This window comes from Streptomyces sp. NPDC005811, assembly GCF_040630405.1.
In the GTDB taxonomy this organism is placed as follows: Bacteria; Actinomycetota; Actinomycetes; order Streptomycetales; family Streptomycetaceae; genus Streptomyces.
Genome location: NZ_JBEXXK010000002.1, coordinates 222,520 through 240,557, shown reverse-complemented (window position 1 = coordinate 240,557; position 18,038 = coordinate 222,520). Strand labels below are relative to the sequence as shown.

Annotated in this window: 13 protein-coding genes; 9 read left to right on the top strand and 4 right to left on the bottom strand. The window is 71.5% G+C overall.

The window, feature by feature from the left end:
- Nucleotides 1–249: 249 nt before the first annotated feature.
- From ABZ490_RS03070 to ABZ490_RS03060, 3 genes are read left to right on the top strand one after another with little or no spacing between them, the layout of a single operon-like run.
- On the top strand, nt 250–1,077 hold the full coding sequence (locus tag ABZ490_RS03070) for an FAD binding domain-containing protein (RefSeq protein WP_358983372.1): 828 nt from the start codon (nt 250–252) through the stop codon (nt 1,075–1,077).
- Complete coding sequence (locus ABZ490_RS03065) at nt 1,074–3,791, top strand: molybdopterin cofactor-binding domain-containing protein (protein ID WP_358983370.1); 2,718 nt, start codon at nt 1,074–1,076, stop codon at nt 3,789–3,791. Before ABZ490_RS03070 ends, ABZ490_RS03065 begins: the two co-directional genes overlap by 4 nt.
- Before the next feature lie 6 nt (nt 3,792–3,797).
- Nucleotides 3,798–4,799, top strand: a complete 1,002-nt coding sequence (locus ABZ490_RS03060; protein ID WP_358983368.1) for an antibiotic biosynthesis monooxygenase — start codon at nt 3,798–3,800, stop codon at nt 4,797–4,799.
- Between the two features lie 38 nt (nt 4,800–4,837).
- Here the strand turns inward: ABZ490_RS03060 and ABZ490_RS03055 are convergent, their stop codons facing one another.
- From ABZ490_RS03055 to ABZ490_RS03040, 4 genes are all read right to left on the bottom strand, one after another.
- Nucleotides 4,838–6,781 carry an SMI1/KNR4 family protein gene (locus ABZ490_RS03055; RefSeq protein WP_358983366.1) on the bottom strand — a complete coding sequence of 648 codons (1,944 nt, stop codon included), beginning with the start codon at nt 6,779–6,781 and terminating at the stop codon, nt 4,838–4,840.
- A 331-nt stretch (nt 6,782–7,112) separates the two neighbouring features.
- Complete coding sequence (locus tag ABZ490_RS03050) at nt 7,113–8,660, bottom strand: serine/threonine-protein kinase (RefSeq protein WP_358983364.1); 1,548 nt, start codon at nt 8,658–8,660, stop codon at nt 7,113–7,115.
- Nucleotides 8,661–8,759: 99 nt separating this feature from the next.
- Entirely contained in the window at nt 8,760–9,230 is a 471-nt protein-coding gene (locus ABZ490_RS03045) for a MarR family winged helix-turn-helix transcriptional regulator (protein WP_358983362.1), read from the bottom strand.
- 162 nt (nt 9,231–9,392) lie between these two features.
- Entirely contained in the window at nt 9,393–10,340 is a 948-nt protein-coding gene (locus tag ABZ490_RS03040) for a methionyl-tRNA formyltransferase (RefSeq protein ID WP_358983360.1), read from the bottom strand.
- Nucleotides 10,341–10,604: 264 nt separating this feature from the next.
- On the opposite strand from ABZ490_RS03040, the gene ABZ490_RS03035 reads away from it, so the two are divergent.
- The 6 genes from ABZ490_RS03035 to ABZ490_RS03010 all read left to right on the top strand — a co-directional run bounded on the left by ABZ490_RS03035 (nt 10,605) and on the right by ABZ490_RS03010 (nt 17,973).
- Nucleotides 10,605–11,957 (top strand): lysine N(6)-hydroxylase/L-ornithine N(5)-oxygenase family protein, encoded by a 1,353-nt coding sequence (locus ABZ490_RS03035; RefSeq protein ID WP_358983358.1) that lies wholly within the window; start codon nt 10,605–10,607, stop codon nt 11,955–11,957.
- Nucleotides 11,958–11,994: 37 nt separating this feature from the next.
- Nucleotides 11,995–13,053, top strand: coding sequence for an iron ABC transporter permease (locus ABZ490_RS03030; RefSeq protein WP_358983356.1), 1,059 nt, complete (start codon nt 11,995–11,997; stop codon nt 13,051–13,053).
- Nucleotides 13,050–14,111 carry an iron ABC transporter permease gene (locus ABZ490_RS03025; RefSeq protein WP_358983354.1) on the top strand — a complete coding sequence of 354 codons (1,062 nt, stop codon included), beginning with the start codon at nt 13,050–13,052 and terminating at the stop codon, nt 14,109–14,111. The genes ABZ490_RS03030 and ABZ490_RS03025 overlap by 4 nt, the downstream gene beginning before the upstream one ends.
- A 38-nt stretch (nt 14,112–14,149) precedes the next feature.
- Nucleotides 14,150–15,007, top strand: coding sequence for an ABC transporter ATP-binding protein (locus ABZ490_RS03020; protein WP_358983352.1), 858 nt, complete (start codon nt 14,150–14,152; stop codon nt 15,005–15,007).
- 113 nt (nt 15,008–15,120) lie between these two features.
- Entirely contained in the window at nt 15,121–16,188 is a 1,068-nt protein-coding gene (locus tag ABZ490_RS03015; RefSeq protein WP_358983350.1) for an iron-siderophore ABC transporter substrate-binding protein, read from the top strand.
- A complete protein-coding gene (locus ABZ490_RS03010) occupies nt 16,189–17,973 on the top strand; it encodes an ABC transporter ATP-binding protein (protein WP_358983348.1) in 1,785 nt (594 codons plus the stop codon).
- The last annotated feature ends 65 nt before the right edge of the window (nt 17,974–18,038 follow it).

Genomic DNA, 18,038 nt, shown 5'->3' with positions numbered 1-18,038 from the left:
GAAGAACTCCGCGGCCTCCGGTGTCACACCCCCGCGCCCGCGCCGGGAAACCGTCGTCCCCGTCATCACCACCGACCCCGCCGCCTCCCTCGACCTGCCGCCCCCTCGCACCCTGCCCGTCCCCGGGACGCCACCCGCCCATCGCGATAAACTAGGACAAACGTTCCGTGCTCGCTGCCCTTCGCGGCCGAGTCGCCCGGGCGGGGTGGCATGGCGGCCGGAAGCTGGTCGGGGTAGGTCGGATGTTCCATGGACCTCAACACCATCACCGAAGTCGTCCGGCGACCGTCCGAGTGGCCGGGTGCGGACTGGCGCGAGGGGGATGGCTGGCTCGCGGGCGGGACGTGGCTCTATTCCGTGGAGCAGCCGGACCTGCGGCGGCTGATCGATCTGACGGCGTTGCGCTGGGACCCGCTCGCCCTGACGGCCGACGGCCTGGAGATCGGCGCCACGTGCACCATCCGCGACCTGTACGCCTTCCCCTGGCCGCGGGACCGGCCCGTCGGACGACTCTTCCGGGAGAGCTGTGAGGCGTTCCTCTCCTCGTTCAAGGTCTGGAACGCGGCGACCGTCGGCGGCAACATCTGTATGTCCCTCCCCGCCGGCCCGATGATCACGCTGACGGTCGCGCTGGAGGCGCGGTACGAACTGTGGGCGCCCGACGGCTCCGTGCGCCGGATCGACGCCCTCGACTTCGTCACGGGCGACCACCGCAACGTGCTCGCGCCGGGGGAGATCCTGCGGCGCGTCACCGTCCCGGAGCACGCGCTGCGCGGACGGACCGCCCACCGTCGTTTCTCGCTGACCCGGCTCGGCCGGTCGACCGTGTTCCTCGTCGGCACCCGACGGCCCGGAACCGATGGCCTGTTGCTCACCCTCACCGCCGGTACCACGCGGCCGGTCCGCATGGCCTTCGACTCCCTGCCCGACGCCCGGACACTGCGCGAGAGCATCGACGCCGTACCGGTCGGCGTCTGGTTCGACGATCCCAACGGCACCCCCGACCACCGCCGCCATCTGGCCCGGCACTTCGCCGAAGAGATCCGCCGTGACCTCAGGGACGGGAACCTGCCATGAACTACCTCGTGAACGGCGGGGACTTCGACCGGGAGCCGGCCCCCGGCCAGTGCCTGCGCACCTTCCTGCGCGAACTCGGCCACTTCGGTGTCAAGAAGGGCTGCGACGCGGGCGACTGCGGAGCCTGCACGGTGTGGCTGGACGGGGCGCCGGTCCACAGCTGCATCACTCCCGCGTTCCGCGCGGAGGGCCGTCGGGTGACCACGATCGAGGGCCTCGGACGGCCTGGCGCCCCGCACCCCGTGCAGCGGCAGTTCGAGGACGCCCCGGGGTTCCAGTGCGGCTTCTGCACCGCCGGGATGATCATGACGTCGGCGACGTTCAGCGAGGAGCAGAAGGCCGATCTGCCCAGGGCGCTGAAGGGCAACCTCTGCCGCTGCACCGGATACCGGGCGATCGAGGACGCGGTGAAGGGCGTCGGCGCGGTGGAGACGGCGGCACCGGGCAAGGCCGTCGGCACCAGTGTCGGCGCACCCGCGGGCCACGACGTGGTGACCGGCCACGCCGAGTTCACCATGGACACCCGGCTCGACTGCATGCTGCACCTCAAGGTGCTGCACTCGCCGCACGCGCACGCCCGGATCCGCTCGATCGACAAGAGCGCCGCCCTCGCCGTGCCCGGCGTGCACCGGGTCTACACCTGGGAGGACGTACCCCGTCGGCGCTTCACCACGGCGATCCACACCGACCACCTCGTCGACCCGGACGACACCCGCATCCTCGACGACACGGTCCGTTTCGCCGGCCAGCGCGTCGCCGCGGTCCTGGCCGACACCGTCGGAGCGGCCGAGGAGGGCTGCCGTCGGCTCGTGGTCGAGTACGACGTGCTGCCCGCGGTGTTCGACCCCGAGGCGGCGATGGCCGACGGCGCACCCCAACTGCACGCCCCCGACGACCACTTCGCCCATGACCTCGTCCACAACATCCTGCTCGAACTCCACTCGCACATCGGCGACGTCGACACGGGATTCGCCGAGGCCGACGTGATCCACGAAGGGACGTACTTCTCACCACGGGTCCAGCACGCGCATCTGGAGACGCACGGCTCGATCGCGTGGATGGAGGACGGCCGGCTGAACGTCCGCACCAGTTCGCAGTCGCCGTCGATCGCGAAGGTCAAACTGGGCTACCTGTTCGCGCTGCGCCCGGACCGGCTGAGGGTGTTCTGCACGCGCGTCGGCGGCGGATTCGGCGGCAAGCAGGAGGTGATCACCGAGGATCTGGTCGCCTTCGCCACCCTGGACACCGGGCGGCCCACCTGTCTGGAGTTCACCCGCGAGGAGGAGTTCACCACGGCCTCGCCGCGGCATCCGATGACCCTGACGGTACGACTCGGCGCGAAGGCAGACGGAACGCTCACCGCGTTCCAGGTACGCAATGTGTCCAACACGGGCGCCTACGGCAACCACGGTGGTGAGACCGTGTTCGCGGGCGGAGCCGCGGTCATGCTCTACCGCTGCCCCCACAAGAAGTACGACGCGTACTCCGTCTACACGAACACCGTGCCGAGCGGCGCGCTGCGCGGTTACGGCATGACGCAGCCGGCGTTCGCCGTGGAGTCGGCGATGGACGAACTGGCCCGCGCCCTCCACCTCGACCCGCTGGAACTGCGCCGGCGCAACATCGTGCGCCCGGGAGAGCCCCTGGTCGCCCTGCACGACGGCCCCGACGACGTGATCTTCACCGAGGACGGACTCGCCGAGTGCATCGACCTGGTGGACGACGCCCTGGCCCGTACGGCAGACCGGCCCCCGCCCGGCCCTGACTGGCTGGTCGGTGTCGGGACGGCGAGTTCCCTGCACGAGACCGCGCCCCCGACGGACCACCTCTCCGAGGCCTGGGTCACCCTGGGCGACGACCTCATCTACGAACTGGCCGTCGGGACCGTCGAGTTCGGGGAGGGAACCTCCACCGCCCATGTCCAGATCGCGGCCGGCCAACTGGGTACGACACCGCAGCGGATCCGTCTGGTGCAGTCCGACACCGACCGCACCGGATTCGACACCGGCGCCTTCGCCAGCGCCGGCCTCTTCGTGGCGGGCAACGCGGTCCTCAAGGCGGCCAACGCCGTGCGCGACCGCATCCTCCAGTTCGCCGCGGCGTACACCGGCGTCCATGTCGTGATGTGCACGCTGGACGACGACGGTGTGCTCTGCGGGGACCGGCGGGTGTCGCTCGCCGAACTGATCGCACTCGCCCGCCGACGCGGGATCCGCTTCACCGCCGCGCGCAAGGCGTACGGCTCGCCCCGCAGCGTCACCTCCAACACCCAGGGGTTCCGGGTCGCCGTGCACCGCGTCACGGGGGAGACACGCATCCTGTACAGCGTGCACGCGGCGGACGCCGGGGTGATCATCAACCCGGCCCAGGTGCGGGGACAGGTGGAGGGCGGCGTCGCCCAGGGCATCGGCTTCGTGCTGACCGAGAACTTCCACGTCGACGACCGCGGCGTCATGGCCAACCCGAACTTCCGGAACTACCGCATCCCCACCTACGCCGACATCCCCCGTACCGAGGTCCTCCTGGTGGGCTCGACGGACTCGGTGGGGCCGATGCGGGCGAAGGGGATGGCGGAGTGCTGCATCAACCCGGTCGCCCCCGCGCTCGCCAACGCGGTGCACGACGCCACGGGCGTCCGCTACCGGGCGCTGCCGCTGACTCCCGAACGCATCTACGGCCGGCTCCCCGCGGAGCAGTCGATGCCGGCAGGGTGAGCCGCCATGAACACCGAGCACACCGAGCACATCGAGCACACGGGGAAGAACGGAGCCGCCGCGGCGACGGCGATCATCGGCCAGAGGGTCCTGCCCGGGATGGAGCGCGCGTACGAGTCGTGGCAGGAGGACCTCAATGCCGCGGCCGCCCACTACCCCGGCTTCCTCGGCGCCGAGATCTCCCCGCCGACACCGCGGCAGCCCGACTGGGTCGTCGTCTACCGCTTCGACTCGGTGGCGCATCTGCAGGCGTGGACGAACAGCGCGACCCGGCAGTCGTATCTCGACGCCGGCGCCCGGTACTTCGACGGCCCGGCGACCCAGCAGGTCGTCAGCAGCGGCAGCCGGTCACCGGATCCGCTGGTCACCGTGGTGGTCACCCACCGGGTCCACCCGGACCACGTCGACGACTTCCTCGACTGGCAGCAGCACATGGTCCAGGAGGAGAGCAGGTTCGAGGGGTTCCGCGGGACCGAACTCTTCCGCCCCATCGCGGGGCTCCAGGAGGAATGGACCACGCTGTACCGCTACGACAGCGCCGAGCACCTGGACGCCTGGCTGACGTCGCGCCGACGGCGGGAACTGCTGGCCGAGGGCGAGAAGTTCAGCGACTTCGGACTGCGGACGATCGACAACTCGTTCGGCAGCTGGTTCGCCTTCGAGGCCGACGGCGAGGAGGCACCCCCGCCGCCCACAGAGACCCGGACCTCCCTCGCCGTCTGGGTCGGCCTGTACCCGACCGTCGTCCTGCTGACGCTCGCCCTGCTCCCGCTGCACCTGCCGCTCTGGATCGGTCTGCTCGTCGGCAACCTGCTGTCGAGCTTTCTCATGAGCTTCCTGACCATGCCCTACTACGTGAACCCGCTCCTCGGGCGATGGCTGCGCCCGCCGCCGGACGAACCGGCGGCACGGAACAACCTCCGCGGCCTCGGCACCATCGCGGTGGTGATGGTCTTCTGGGCCGCCGTCTTCTATCTCGTCACGGTCCGGTTCTGGACCCTGCCCTGACCGGTGCCCAGGCCGCCCAGACCGGGGCACCGGGAGCGTCACCCGCTCCCCGGCCCGTCGTCCGCCGCCGGTCGCGGGGCTCCCGTGCGCAGGCGGACCACCGCGTACGTCTCCCCGTCCCCGGGCGGCCGCGTCCACGAACGGCTGGTGAACGTGTGCAGCCGCCCGCGGGTGAGGGCGTGTCGCGGCAGCCGCACACCGAACTCCCCGGCCACCGCCTCCAGGAGCGAACGCTCCGCCCCGGTGACGTCCGCCGGCTCGCCGAAGAAGCGGTCCGGGTCCAGCGCAGGCGGTATCTCCCCACTCCGCCGCACCTCCCCGCTCGCGTACGTGAAGGCGTACTGCTCGGCGCCGTCCCGCGCCACCGACAGATGGACGTACGGCTCCCCGTGCCAGGTCCGCAGACCGCTCCACACCACCACCGCGCGGGTCCCCGCGGCGGCCGTCGGGGCCGGGGAGACGAACCGCCGCCGGTCGAACGGGGCGGGCTCACCGTCGAAGGCGAAGCTCCAGCCCCCGCCGGCCCGGCCGACCGCCATGAGAGCGCGATCGTCGTAGGACGAGGACTCCCGCCGACCGCGCGGCTGCCCTTGGCGCGCCTCCCAGAAGGTCAGGGGTTCATCCAGCACACAGCCGTCCCCGTCGGAGTCCGCGAGACGTCCGGGCAGCTCCTCCGGCTCCACCCCCTCCACCAGGACGAACCGGTACGACGTCCGGTTGTTGCCCGCGTCCGGCTCCGCGAGCCATGCGAGGCCGTCCGGGTCGAGCCCGGCCGTCGGCGCCGGCGCCTCACCCGACTGCCCGCCCCTCGGCGTGGACAGCAGCTCGCGGCCCCGCTCCGGCGTCAGCAGCGGCCCGAGCACCGGGTCGGCGACCCACCCCAGCGGCGCCACGTGGTCCGGTCCCAGCGGCTCCCACAGCGGTACGGCGTCCCGCAGCGCCCGCCACGCCCCGTCGGTGTCACCCCACCGCGCCAGCTCCCGCGCCCGCGCGACCCCCTCCCCGAACGGTCCGGCCGCCGTGTACCGGTACGAGCCCCTCCGCACCTGTTCCAGCATGGCGTGGGCCACGGACACCAGGGCGTCGTCGGCGCCCCGCAGCGGGAACGTCAGGGAGGAGTCGCCCCGGTACGGATGCGCCGCATGCTCGGCGACCACCGGCGGCAGCAGATCGGGCGCGTACCGCGGGTCCGCCGCCAGGCCGCCGAAGTGCACCGAGGAGGACTGTCCGAGCAGGCGGCGTAGCTGGTCACCGAGCCCGCCCGCCCGCGGTCTGCCGTACGCCTCGGCCTCGTCCAGCAGCTCCGCGGCCCGCTCCCAGCCGCCGCGCAGCGCCTCCCGCCGGGCCGCCTCCACCTGGTCGTCCAGCCGGCGCGTGGTGGCGTTGACGAACTCCGGCTCCCCGTCGCCGCGGTGCGCCCGCAGGCTGTGGAACTCCCGGTACATCTCCCGCATGAACGCCGGGAAGTGCGCGTGCCGCTCCGGTGGCGCGGCCCGCCAGCTCGCCCATGTGTACACGGCCCACTCACCGTTCTCGTCCATGTCCTCGGGGTCCATGAGGACGTGGGTGATGTCGGACTCCACGTCGAGCTGCAACCCGCGCCGCCACACGTCCGCCTCCCGTCGCTCCTCGGGCCCGGCGTCCTCGTCCAGGTACTCCTCGAACATCTCCGCGAGTCCCGACGCGTCGTCGTGCCAGCGGGCGCCCCCGGTCCCGGCCAGCAGCCACACGAACCCGCCCGCGTGCCGCCATCCGTCGCTGACCGCGAGGAACTCCCGGTACGACGGCGGCATCCGCCGACCGAGGCGCTCCTCCATGGCGGCGATCCGCTCCTCGGACGCGGGCGGGAACCCCAGCCACCGCGCCTGCCGGGCGGCCTCGTCGTCCTCGCCCCGGGTGTCGTCGTCCGCGAGTGAATCCGCCCACTCCTCACTCCACCTGAGCAGGAAGGACCGCCAGTCGAATGCCGTGGTGTCCGTCATACGACCGATGCTGCCACCCGCCACTGACAACGCCCTGTCCGCGCCGGGGCGGGACGACGGCCGCGCCCGCCGTGTCGAAGGCCGAGTGCACGACGCGCCGTGCGGGCGGTGGGAGCCCCGCCTCCCGGTAGCGCTCCACGAATCCCTCGGCGTCGGTACGGCGGTTGACCAGGACGAAGGTCCTGCCGCACAGAGCCGGTAGCCGCAGGCAGGGCGGCCCCGTCCGGATGCGCGTCGCCGATGACCAGCCCGTCGACGCGGTGGGCGAGCACCCTCGCGAGGCGCTCCCGCTGGAGGGCCGGCCGCCGGATGTCCGGTCAGGAGGACCGGGTCAGGAGGACCGGGTCAGGCGGGACGGTGAGCCGGCTGTCTGGCTGCCCTCGGCCTCCAGGGTGAGGGCGTCGGTGCCGGTCTTCGACAGGGTGTAGAGGTTGCCGGGTGTGCAGAGCACGCCGGTGGACGGGTCGGTGGGGGTGCTGGTGGCCGCCTCGAAGACCATGGTCGTTCCGTGGGACTCCTGGAGGCGGAGGGTCTCGGTGCAGCCTATGTCCCGGCCGCCGGAGGCCTCGATCACATTGCTGATCTGGCGGCCCGCGATCTGGCCCCGGTCCGCCGCGTGGAACGTGACGGTGACGGACACCTTGCTCGTACGGGCGTTGACGATGCCGTCACCCGAGGAGTTGCCGGGACCCGTGCCCTGCCAGGTGCCCACCCAGGACGCGGGCAGCGCGTCCGACGCGGTGGAGGCGGAAGGGGAGGGAGCCGTGCTCTGGTCGTCCTTGTCGTCGTCCGGCCAGGCGATCGCCGCGACGACGGCCGCGGTCGCCGCCACGCAGGCGAGGACGGCGGCGGTACGGACGTACGGAGAACGCCGACGGGAGGCCGGGCCCGCAGCGGGGCCGGGCGGCGGGGCAGACGGGAGGAAGGGGGCGGGCGGTGGTCCGAATCCCGCAGGCGGGGGAGGGGAGACGGCGGTCGACCGTTCCAGCGCCGACCGCAGCTCGGCCTCCTTGGCGGTGATCTCCGCCGCCAGCCCCGGCGGCAGCACCCCGGCCCAGGGGGTCCGGTCACCGCCGAGACGGTGCAGCAGGTCGTCCGTCGTGGGGCGGGCCTCGGGCGCCTTGTGCAGGCAGGCGGCCGCCAGCGGCAGAAGGGCGGGTGCTACGCCGTCCAGCACCGGTTCCTCGTGCACGATCCGGTAGAGGAGCTGTGCCGCCGACGGATTCTCGCCCGGGTGCAGGAAGGGACTCTTCCCGGTGGCCGCGTAGACGAGTACGGCGCCCAGGGCGAAGAGATCGCCGGGCTCGGCCGAGAGCCCTCCGGTCACCTGCTCCGGCGCCATGTATCCGGGAGAGCCGATGACACCGCCGGTCCGGGTGTGCCGGGTGTCGTCCACGGCACGGGCGATGCCGAAGTCGATGAGCAGGGGGTGGCGGCGGGCGAGCAGCACGTTGGAGGGCTTCAGGTCGCGATGGGAGAGCCCCGCCCGGTGCACCGCCCGCAGTCCCTCGGCGAGTTCCGCCACGAGGGCGCGGACCGCGGGCTCGGGCAGCGGGCCGTGCCGCTCGACCCAGTCGGCGAGGGAGGGGGCGGGGACGTACTCCGTGGCCAGCCACTGCGGCCTGTGCCCGGCGGGGCTGTGGTCGACGACGGCCACCGTCCACGCGGAGCGCACCCGCTCACTGCTGGCGATCTCCCGGGCGAACCGCTCCTCGAACCCCGGATCGGCGCCGAGCTCGCTCCGCACGGTCTTCAGCGCCAGCGGCCTGCCGGACGCCGTACGGGAGAGGAAGACCTGCCCCATGCCCCCGGCACCGAGCTGTGCCAGCAGGGGATAGCCGCCCATCGCCGGTGGATCCGTGGGCTCCAGACTCCTCATGAACCTCTCCGAGCACTACCCGGGCCACGGACTGATCGCACCCGTGATCAAGTCATGTCAGCTTACTTCCTACTTCGCGTGGGGTGTCGGCGGAGCGGTTCACCGCGGGGGCCGGGGCGGGGCGAGGTGGGTGTGCACGCGGCGGAGCAGGGACGCCAGTTGGTCCCGTTCCGTCGCGTTGAGGGGGGTCAGGAGGTCGTCGTCCGTGGAGGCGATGTCCGTGGTGAGGTGGGTGAGGGCCGTCCGGCCCTCCGGGGTGAGGCGGACGTGGACGAGACGGCGGTCCAGGGGGCTGCGGACGCACTCCACGTGTCCCGCCCGGTCGAGGTCCCGCACGATCTTGGCCAGGTCGCTGGCGTTCATGTCCAGCCGGGCGGCCAGTACCCCCTTGGGCTGGGGGCCGAGGTCGGCGACCATGGTCAGGACGGTGAGGTGCCACAGCCTCAGCCCTCGGGCGGTGAGTCTCTCCGACAGTCTGCGGCGTGCGGCCTTGCCCACCGCGTACATGAGATACGCGTTCAGATGCAGCACGCCGGTCGGCGCCGTTCCGGTGACAGCCGTCTGGTCCACGGCATCCCCCTTCTCGAAGTTAGGTTACCCTAACTTGTTTTTTCCCAGGGGTCCGGAGCGGGATGACGTACCGTCAAAAAGCCATCGCCGGACGGTGGATCACGGTGTGCGGACCGCGGATCCGTCCGTCGGCGATGGCCGGGGTCGTGCGGCGGATGGAGGTCAGGGGCGGTTGGTCAGGTAGCCGCCCATGGCGGTGAAGTACTCGGCCGCGGGCAGCTCGCGGCCGTCCTCGGTGCGGACGCGGGTGATCGCCAGGCCGTGGTTGCGGCCGGTGCGGGCGTCGGCTCCGGCGACGATCACCACCCCGTCGCCCTCGCGGTAGAAGATGCGGCCGGGCGTACCGCCGTAGAGGCCCTCGGAGACGACGGCGGCCAGGACCTCCAGCCGCCTGCCCCTGTGGAAGGTGAACGCGCTGGGGTACGGCTCGGACTGGGCGCGGATCAGGCGCTCCAGGTCCTCGGCCGGCCAGCTCCAGTCGATGCGGCTGTCCTCGATGGACCGCTTGTGGAAGAAACTGGCCTGTGAGCGGTCCTGTCGGGTGAACTCCGTCTGCCCGGAGGCGATGAGGTCGAGCGCGCCGATGGTGACCGGCGCGATCAGGTCGACCGTCTTGTGGAAGAGGTCGGTGGCGGTGTCCGCCGGCCCGACCGGCACCGCCTCCTGCCGCACGATGTCCCCGGCGTCGAGCTCGTCGTTCATCATGTGCGCGGTGACGCCGACTTCGGGCTCGCCGTTGATCAGCGCCCAGATCAGCGGGGAGAAGCCGGCGTACTTCGGCAGTAGCGAGTCGTGCACGTTCAGCGTGCCGCGCCGCGGCAGATCGAAGATGCGCGGAGGGATCCACGTACGCCAGTTGTTGGCGACGATGATGTCCGGGTCGGCCTCCTTCAGGCGCTCGAACAGCTCCTCGTCGTCGGGGCGGTTGCGGATGACGACCGGTACGCCGTTCTCCTCGGCGAGGTCGGCGACCGAGTCGCTCCAGATCTTCTCGTACGCGTGCTCGCTCTTGGGGTGGGTCACGACGAGGACCACGTCGTGCTCGGAGTCCAGGAGGGCTTGCAGGGTGCGGTGCCCCCAGGTCTGGTAACCGAACATGACGACCCGCATGGGGTTCCTCCTCAGGCCGGGAATGGGGCCTGGACAGTAAAGCAAGGCTTACCTAAGTGGTCAACGGGGCATCTCGGGAAGTGGGTTGACGGGGGGTCATGCTCCGACTGTCCGAATTGTTCTATGGACAGGACTCATGGGATCAGCTTAGCCTTACCTAAGTTCGGGCCGCGGCTCTTCGGCGTGCCCGGCTTCTCGTACTTCCCGATGCTCGACCAACGGCCGCCTTCCCCGCAGGGCGGCCGCCCGCACGATGGGAGTGACATGGCACAGGCTCGTCCTGGCGACGCCCCTTTGATCCACGACCTCATAGGTATCGGCTTCGGGCCGTCCAATGTGGCCATGGCGATCGCGCTCAGCGAGCACAACGCAGGCGTCGCCCCCGAGGAAGCGGTCACCGCCCACTTCTTCGAGCAGCAGCCGCGCTTCGGATGGCACCGGGGCATGCTCATCGACGACGCGACCATGCAGGTGTCCTTCCTCAAGGACCTGGTCACGCTCCGGAACCCGGCCAGCCAGTACAGCTTCCTGTGCTACCTCCAGAGCCAGGGCCGGCTGATCGACTTCATCAACCACAAGAACCTCTTCCCGCTGCGGGTGGAGTTCCACGACTACTTCGAGTGGGCCGCCCGCAAGGTCGACGACATGGTCTCCTACGGCCATGAGGTCGTCGGCGTCATGCCGGTCGTCCGCGACGGCGCGGTGGAGTACCTGGACGTCACGGTCCGGTCGGCGGAGGGGCTCGCGGTCCACCGCGCCCGCAACCTCGTCATCGGCACCGGTCTGCGGCCCCTCATGCCGGAGGGTGTGGAGCGCTCCGAGCGGGTCTGGCACAACTCCGAACTCCTCGCGAAGGTCGACGGGTTGGAGGGCAGCTCGCCGTCGCGCTTCGTCGTCGTGGGCGCCGGGCAGAGCGCCGCCGAGAACGTCGCCTACCTCCACCGGCGCTTCCCCGAGGCCGAGGTCTGCGCCGTCTTCTCCCGCTACGGCTACAGCCCGGCCGACGACAGCAGCTTCGCCAACCGGATCTTCGACCCGGCGGCCGTCGACGAGTTCTTCGCCGCGCCGGAGAACGTCAAGCGCCGGCTGATGGACTACCACGGGAACACCAACTACTCCGTGGTGGACATCGACCTGATCGACGACCTGTACCGGCAGATGTACCAGGAGAAGGTGCTCGGCAGCGAGCGCCTGCGCTTCCTCAACGTCTCCCGGCTCACCGACGTCAAGGACGCGCAGGGCAAGGTGCGGGCCACCGTCACCTCTCTCGTCACCGGGGAGGAGACCCTCCTGGACGCGGACGTCGTGGTGTTCGCCACCGGCTACAGCCCCGCCGACCCCGTCGCCCTGCTCGGCGAGGTCGCGGACCGCTGTCTGCGCGACGACGAGGGCCGGATCCGCGTCGAGCGCGACTACCGCATCGCCACCGACCCCGACCTGCGCTGCGGCATCTACCTCCAGGGCGGCACCGAGCACACGCACGGCATTACCTCGGCGCTGCTGTCCAACACCGCCATCCGGGTCGGCGAGATCCTCGACTCGCTGGTCGGGCGGGGCCCGGTCCCCTCGGCGGGGGCGCGGACGGTCACCGACGGCACCAGCAGCACCGCGCGCTAGTCCGATCCAGGCGATCCGAGGGATAACGTACGTCGACATGGGCACGACAGCAGTGGAGCGACCCACGTCCGAGGCCCCGACACAGGCCCGCAGAAGGCGAGTTGTGGGTCTCGGCGTGCTGGTGGCGATCCTCGTCGCCGCGGGGGTGGTGTCGTTGGCGGTGGGTGCGCGCGCGTTGAGTCCCGGCGAGGTGTGGCACGGGCTGTTCGCGGCGCCCGAGTCCGACCGGCGGCTCACCGAGATCCGGCTCATCGTGCAGACCGTACGGGTGCCCCGGACGGTGCTCGCGATCGTCGCGGGCATCGCCCTGGGCGTGGGCGGCGCCCTGATCCAGGGCTTCACCCGCAACCCGATCGCCGACACGGGCCTGCTGGGGGTGAACTCCGGCGCGTCCTTCGCCGTCGTCACGGCGATCTCCGTGTTCGGGTTCTCCCACCCCTTCCAGTACGTCTGGTTCGCCTTCCTCGGCGCGGCGCTCGCCGGTGTCGTCGTGTTCGGCCTGGCCAGCATCGGCCGGGGCGCCGGCAACCCGCTGACCCTCGCCCTGGCCGGGCAGGGGGTCACGGTGTTCCTCGCGGCGATGACCACGGCGGTCGCGCTGTCGGACCAGAAGTCCCTGAACGCGCTGCGGTTCTGGAACGCGGGCTCCGTGGCCGGGATCGGCTTCGACGTCATCGGGCCGGTGACCGCGTTCATCGTGGTCGGCCTGGTGCTGGCGCTCACCACCCTGCCCACCGTCAACCTGCTGAACCTCGGCGAGGACGTGGCGCGCGGGCTGGGCGTGAACATCGCGCTGAGCCGGACCGTCGGCATCGCCGCCATCACCCTGCTGGCGGGCGCGGCGACGGCTGCCTGCGGCCCCATCGCCTTCCTCGGGCTCATGGTGGCCCATGTGGCCCGGTACCTCACCGGACCCGACTACCGGTGGCTCGTCCCGTACGCCGGACTGCTCGGCGCCGTCGTGCTGCTGGTCTGCGACATCGTCGGACGGCTGGTGGTGCGCCCCGGGGAACTGGACGCGGGCGTCCTCGTCGCCCTGCTCGGCGCGCCGTTCTTCGCGGGGCTCGTGTGGCTCGGAAAGTTCAAGAACGCATGAACGGGACGGACGTGAAACCTTCGGTGGCGCCGGGCCTCAGGCTCGGCGGGGTGTCGTTCGTCTGGCGGCCCTGGCTCGTCCTGGTCACGCTGCTGCTGGCGGCGGTCACCTTCCTGGTGTTCTGCCTGTCCATCGGCGTCGGGGACTTCCCCGTCAGCCTGCCCCGGGTCGTCGCCACGATCCTCGGCCGGGGCGACCAGGTCGACGAGTTCGTCATCATGGATCTGCGGATGCCGCGCGCCCTGGCCGGGGTGGTGGTGGGGATCGCGCTCGGGGTGTCCGGGGCGATCACGCAGTCGATCGCGCGCAATCCGCTGGCAAGCCCGGACATCCTCGGGATCACCGGCGGCGCCGGGGCGACCGCGGTGTTCCTGGTGACGGTGTCGGGCGGGACCGCCGCGGCGATCGTCGACTCCGTGGGTGTGTCCGCGGCCGCGCTCGTGGGCGGCCTCGGCACCGGGCTGCTGGTGTACTTCCTGGCCTGGCGGCGCGGGATCGACGGCTTCCGGCTGATCCTCATCGGCATCTCGGTGAGCGCGGTGACGGAGGCGATCACCACCTGGCTGCTGGCCACGGCCGACATCAGGGACGTGGCCCAGTCCCAGGCCTGGCTGGTCGGCTCGCTGGACAACCGGTCCTGGAGCGAGGTCCATGTGGCGCTCTGGGGCACGCTCGCGCTCCTGGCCGTGGTGGCGTGCCTGTCGTTCCAGTTCAAGCCCCTGCACCTCGGCGACGACGTCGCGGCGGGCCTGGGCGTGCGCCATGCGGCGGTCCGGGCGGCCCTCCTGCTGTGCGCGGTCCTGCTGGCCGGCGTGGCGGTGAGCGCGGCGGGCCCGGTCCCGTTCGTCGCCCTGGTGGCCCCGCAGGCGGCGATGCGGCTGACCCGGTCCCCCACACCGCCGATGCCGGCCTCCGGTGTGGTGGGCGCCCTGCTGCTCACCGGCTCGGACCTGCTCGCGCGTACGGCCCTCCCCGTCAGTCTTCCGGTCGGTGTGGTCACCGCCGCGATCGGCGGCCCCTTCCTCGTCCATCTGCTGGTGCGGGCGAACCGCAGATAGCTGACACTACGTTAGGTAAGCCTGAACAAGGGGGCCTTGTGGTCGCTCAGTCCATCACCGGCGTCGAGACCGGGACCGGTACAGCCGATACAGCCGATACGGCCGCGAGGCTGGCGGCGCGGGGTGTCACGGTCGGGTACGGCGCCCGGACCGTGATCGAGGATCTCGACGTGGCGGTACCGCCCGGCGTGATCACCACGATCATCGGCCCCAACGGCTGCGGGAAGTCCACCCTGTTGCGGACCCTGGCGCGGCTGCTCAAACCGTCCGGCGGGACGGTCGTGCTGGACGGCGAGGACATCGCCGGGCTCAGGACGAGGGACGTGGCGAAGAAGCTCGGTCTGCTGCCGCAGGCGCCGGTCGCGCCGGAGGGGCTGACGGTGTCCGACCTGGTCGCCCGGGGCCGCCATCCGCACCAGAGCTGGCTGCGGCAGTGGTCCTCGGACGACGCCGCGGTGGTGGAGCGGGCGCTCGCCATGACCGGGGTGTCCGATCTGGCCGGCCGGGCGGTCGACACCCTGTCCGGCGGGCAGCGGCAGCGGGTCTGGATCTCGATGACCCTGGCCCAGGGCACCGACCTGCTGCTGCTCGACGAGCCGACCACCTATCTGGACCTGGCGCACGCGATCGACGTGCTCGACCTGGTCAGCGACCTCCAGGGCTCGGGCTGCACCGTGGTCATGGTGCTGCACGACCTCAATCTGGCCGCCCGCTACAGCGACCACCTCGTCGTGATGCGGTCCGGGTCGATCCTGGCGCAGGGGCACCCGCGCGACGTCATCACGGCCGAACTGCTCCACGAGGCGTTCGGGCTGCGCGCCCAGGTGATCGAGGACCCGGTGGGGGACCGGCCGCTCATCGTGCCGATCGGGCGTACGCACGTCCAACTCGGCTAGATCACAATAAAGTTGAAGAAGTTAGGCTAGGCTAACCTAACTTTCATGCGGTACGGTTTGCCTGCCCTTACCCGGGGCGTACTGGACAGCGCGAACAGCAAGGGGAATGACGGATGCTCCTCCACAGAACGACGCGCAGGACGCCGTGGCGGCGGCTCGCGGCGACCCTGTCCGCCGCGGCGCTCGGCGTCGGCCTCCTCGCGGGGTGCGGATCGGACTCGGACACGGACACGGCCGACAAGGCGGGCGACGCCACCTCGACCACCGCGGCCGGAGCCTTCCCGGTCACCGTGGAGCACGCGTTCGGCAGCACGACGGTCAAGAAGGCCCCCGAACGGGTCGTCACCGTCGGCTACACCGACGACCAGACCGTCCTGGCCTTCGGCATCAAGCCCGTCGGCATGGTCGACCAGTACCCGAACCCCACCGGCCAGAGCCCCGACATCAACACCCAGTGGCCCTGGGTCAAGGACAAGTGGGGCGACACCAAGCCCGAGGTCATCATGAAGAACGGTGACTCCGGCCCCAACTACGAGAAGATCGCCGCGCTGCGCCCGGACCTGATCATCGCGGTCTACTCCGAGGTCGACCAGGCCGCCTACGACAAGCTCTCCAAGATCGCTCCCACGGTGGGCCGTACCAAGGCCGAGAAGGAGCCGTTCAGCGCGCCCTGGCAGGACAACGCCCTCCAGATCGCCAAGGCCCTCGGCAAGGCCGACGAGGGCCAGAAGATGGTCGACGACATCCAGGCCAAGCTCGACGCGGCGAAGACGGCCCACCCCGAGTTCGCCGGCCAGAAGGCCGTGGTGCTGTCCTGGTACGAGAACTCCGTGGCGCCGTTCACCTCCACCGACGTCCGCGGACGGCTCGTGACCGGCCTCGGCTTCACCTACCAGACCGAGATCGACAAGATCGCGGACGGCAGCTTCTACACCAAGCTCTCGCCCGAGCGCGTCGACCTCGTCGACGTCGACCACATCTTCGTCATCAACGACCAGGCCGACACGGACGCGCTGAAGAAGTTCAAGCTGTTCGCCAACCTCGACGCCGTGAAGAAGGGCAACGTGTCCTACCTGCTCGACAGCGAGGGCCCGGCGGTCGGCGCGGCCATCTCCCAGGGCACCCTGCTGTCGATGCCGTACGCGATCGACGAACTCGTCAAGTCGGCGGCCGGCCAGTAGATGTCGACCGACACGCGCGCGGCCCCCGTGACCCTGCGTACCGCGTCCGGACGCGAGGCCACCCGATGGGTCACGGCGCACTGCCGCGAGGTGCCCTGGCTGACCACGGCCACCGTGCTCACCACGGTGGCCGGGGCGGCGCTCCAGGTGCTCCCCGTGCTCCTGCTCGGCCGGGTGGTCGACGGGGTCGTCGAGGGCGAGTCCCGCTCGATCCTCGTCACCGTCGGCGTACTGATCGGGGCCGCCGCGCTGCTCGGCGCGGCGGCCACCGCGGTGTCCACCTATCTGATCGGACGGCTCGGCGCGGACCTGCTCGCCCGGCTGCGGGAGGGCGCCGTCCGCGCGGTGCTCGGCATGCCGAGCGCACGTATCGAGGAGGTCGGCCGGGGAGACGTCCTCTCCCGGGTCGGCGACGACGTGGCCGTCCTCTCCAAGGGCATCCGTACGGCCGTCCCCACGGTGTTCTCGGCCGGGGTGCTGGTCACCATCGCCACGGCCGGCATGTTCGGACTGGACTGGCGGCTGGGCCTGGCCGGCGCCGCGGCCCTCCCGGCGTACGCGCTGGCCCTGCGCTGGTACCTGCCCCGCTCCGCGCCCCTCTACCGGCAGCAGCGGATGGCCCAGGCCGACCGCGCCCAGGCCCTGATCAGCGGTCTGGACGGGATCGGCACGGTGCGGGCCTACCGCCTGGAGGACGCCTTCCGCGAGAAGGTCACCGCCGAGTCCTGGCGGGTGCGCAACCTCGGCATCGACGTGTTCCGGTTCTTCGGCCGGTTCGTCGGCCGGGAGAACCGCGCCGAGTTCATCGGGCTGGTCCTGATCCTCCTGGTCGGCTACGGCCTGCTGGAGGCGGACGCCGCCACCCTCGGCGAGGTGTCCGCGGCGCCGCTGCTGTTCCACCGGCTGTTCACCCCGCTGGGCCTCATCATGTTCACCTTCGACGAGGCGCAGAAGTCGGGCGCGAGTCTGACCCGGCTGGTCGGTGTGCTCGGGGAGGCCGCCGAAGGGCGGCTCGTGGGCGACCCGGCCGTCGCGCCGGCGGATCCCGCGCCCCTGCCGGTGCGGGTGAAGGGGCTGACGTTCCGCTACCCCGGCACCGACGAGCCGGTCCTCAGGGACGTCGACCTCACGATCCCGGCCGGCGGTTCGCTCGCCCTGGTGGGCGCGACGGGCGCCGGCAAGACGACCCTGGCCGCGCTGATCGCGGGCATCGGCACCCCGACGTCCGGGTCCGTGCGCGTCGGGTCGACCGACCTCGCCGGTCTGGACGAGGCCGGGGCGCGGGCCCTGGTGAGCATCCTGACCCAGGAGACCCATGTGTTCTCCGGTCCGCTCGCCGACGATCTGCGGCTGGCCGCCCCGCAGGCCACCGACGGTGAACTGATGGGCGCGCTGCGCCGGGTCGGCGCCGGCGCGTGGGCGGAGGCGCTGCCCGACGGCCTGAACACCGCGGTCGGCGAGGGCGGCGAGCGGCTGGACGTCACCAAGGTCGCCCAACTCGCCCTGGCGCGGCTGGTGCTGGCCCGCTCACCCGTCGTCGTGCTCGACGAGTCGACCGCGGAGGCGGGCAGCGAGGGCGCCGCCGAACTGGAGCGGGCCGTCCTGGCCGCGTGCTCCGGGCGGACCACCCTGTTCGTGGCGCACCGGCTCACCCAGGCCATGGCGGCCGACCGGATCGCCGTACTGGACGCGGGACGCGTGGTCGAACAGGGCACGCACGACGAACTGGTGGCGGTGGGCGGCCGCTACGCACGACTGTGGCGTGCCTGGCGAGAAGGCAGTTGACCGGCCCCACGCCAGGCAGCCCTCCGTTATGTGAGGCAACTTTCATGCTCAGAAGGGGCGTTGAG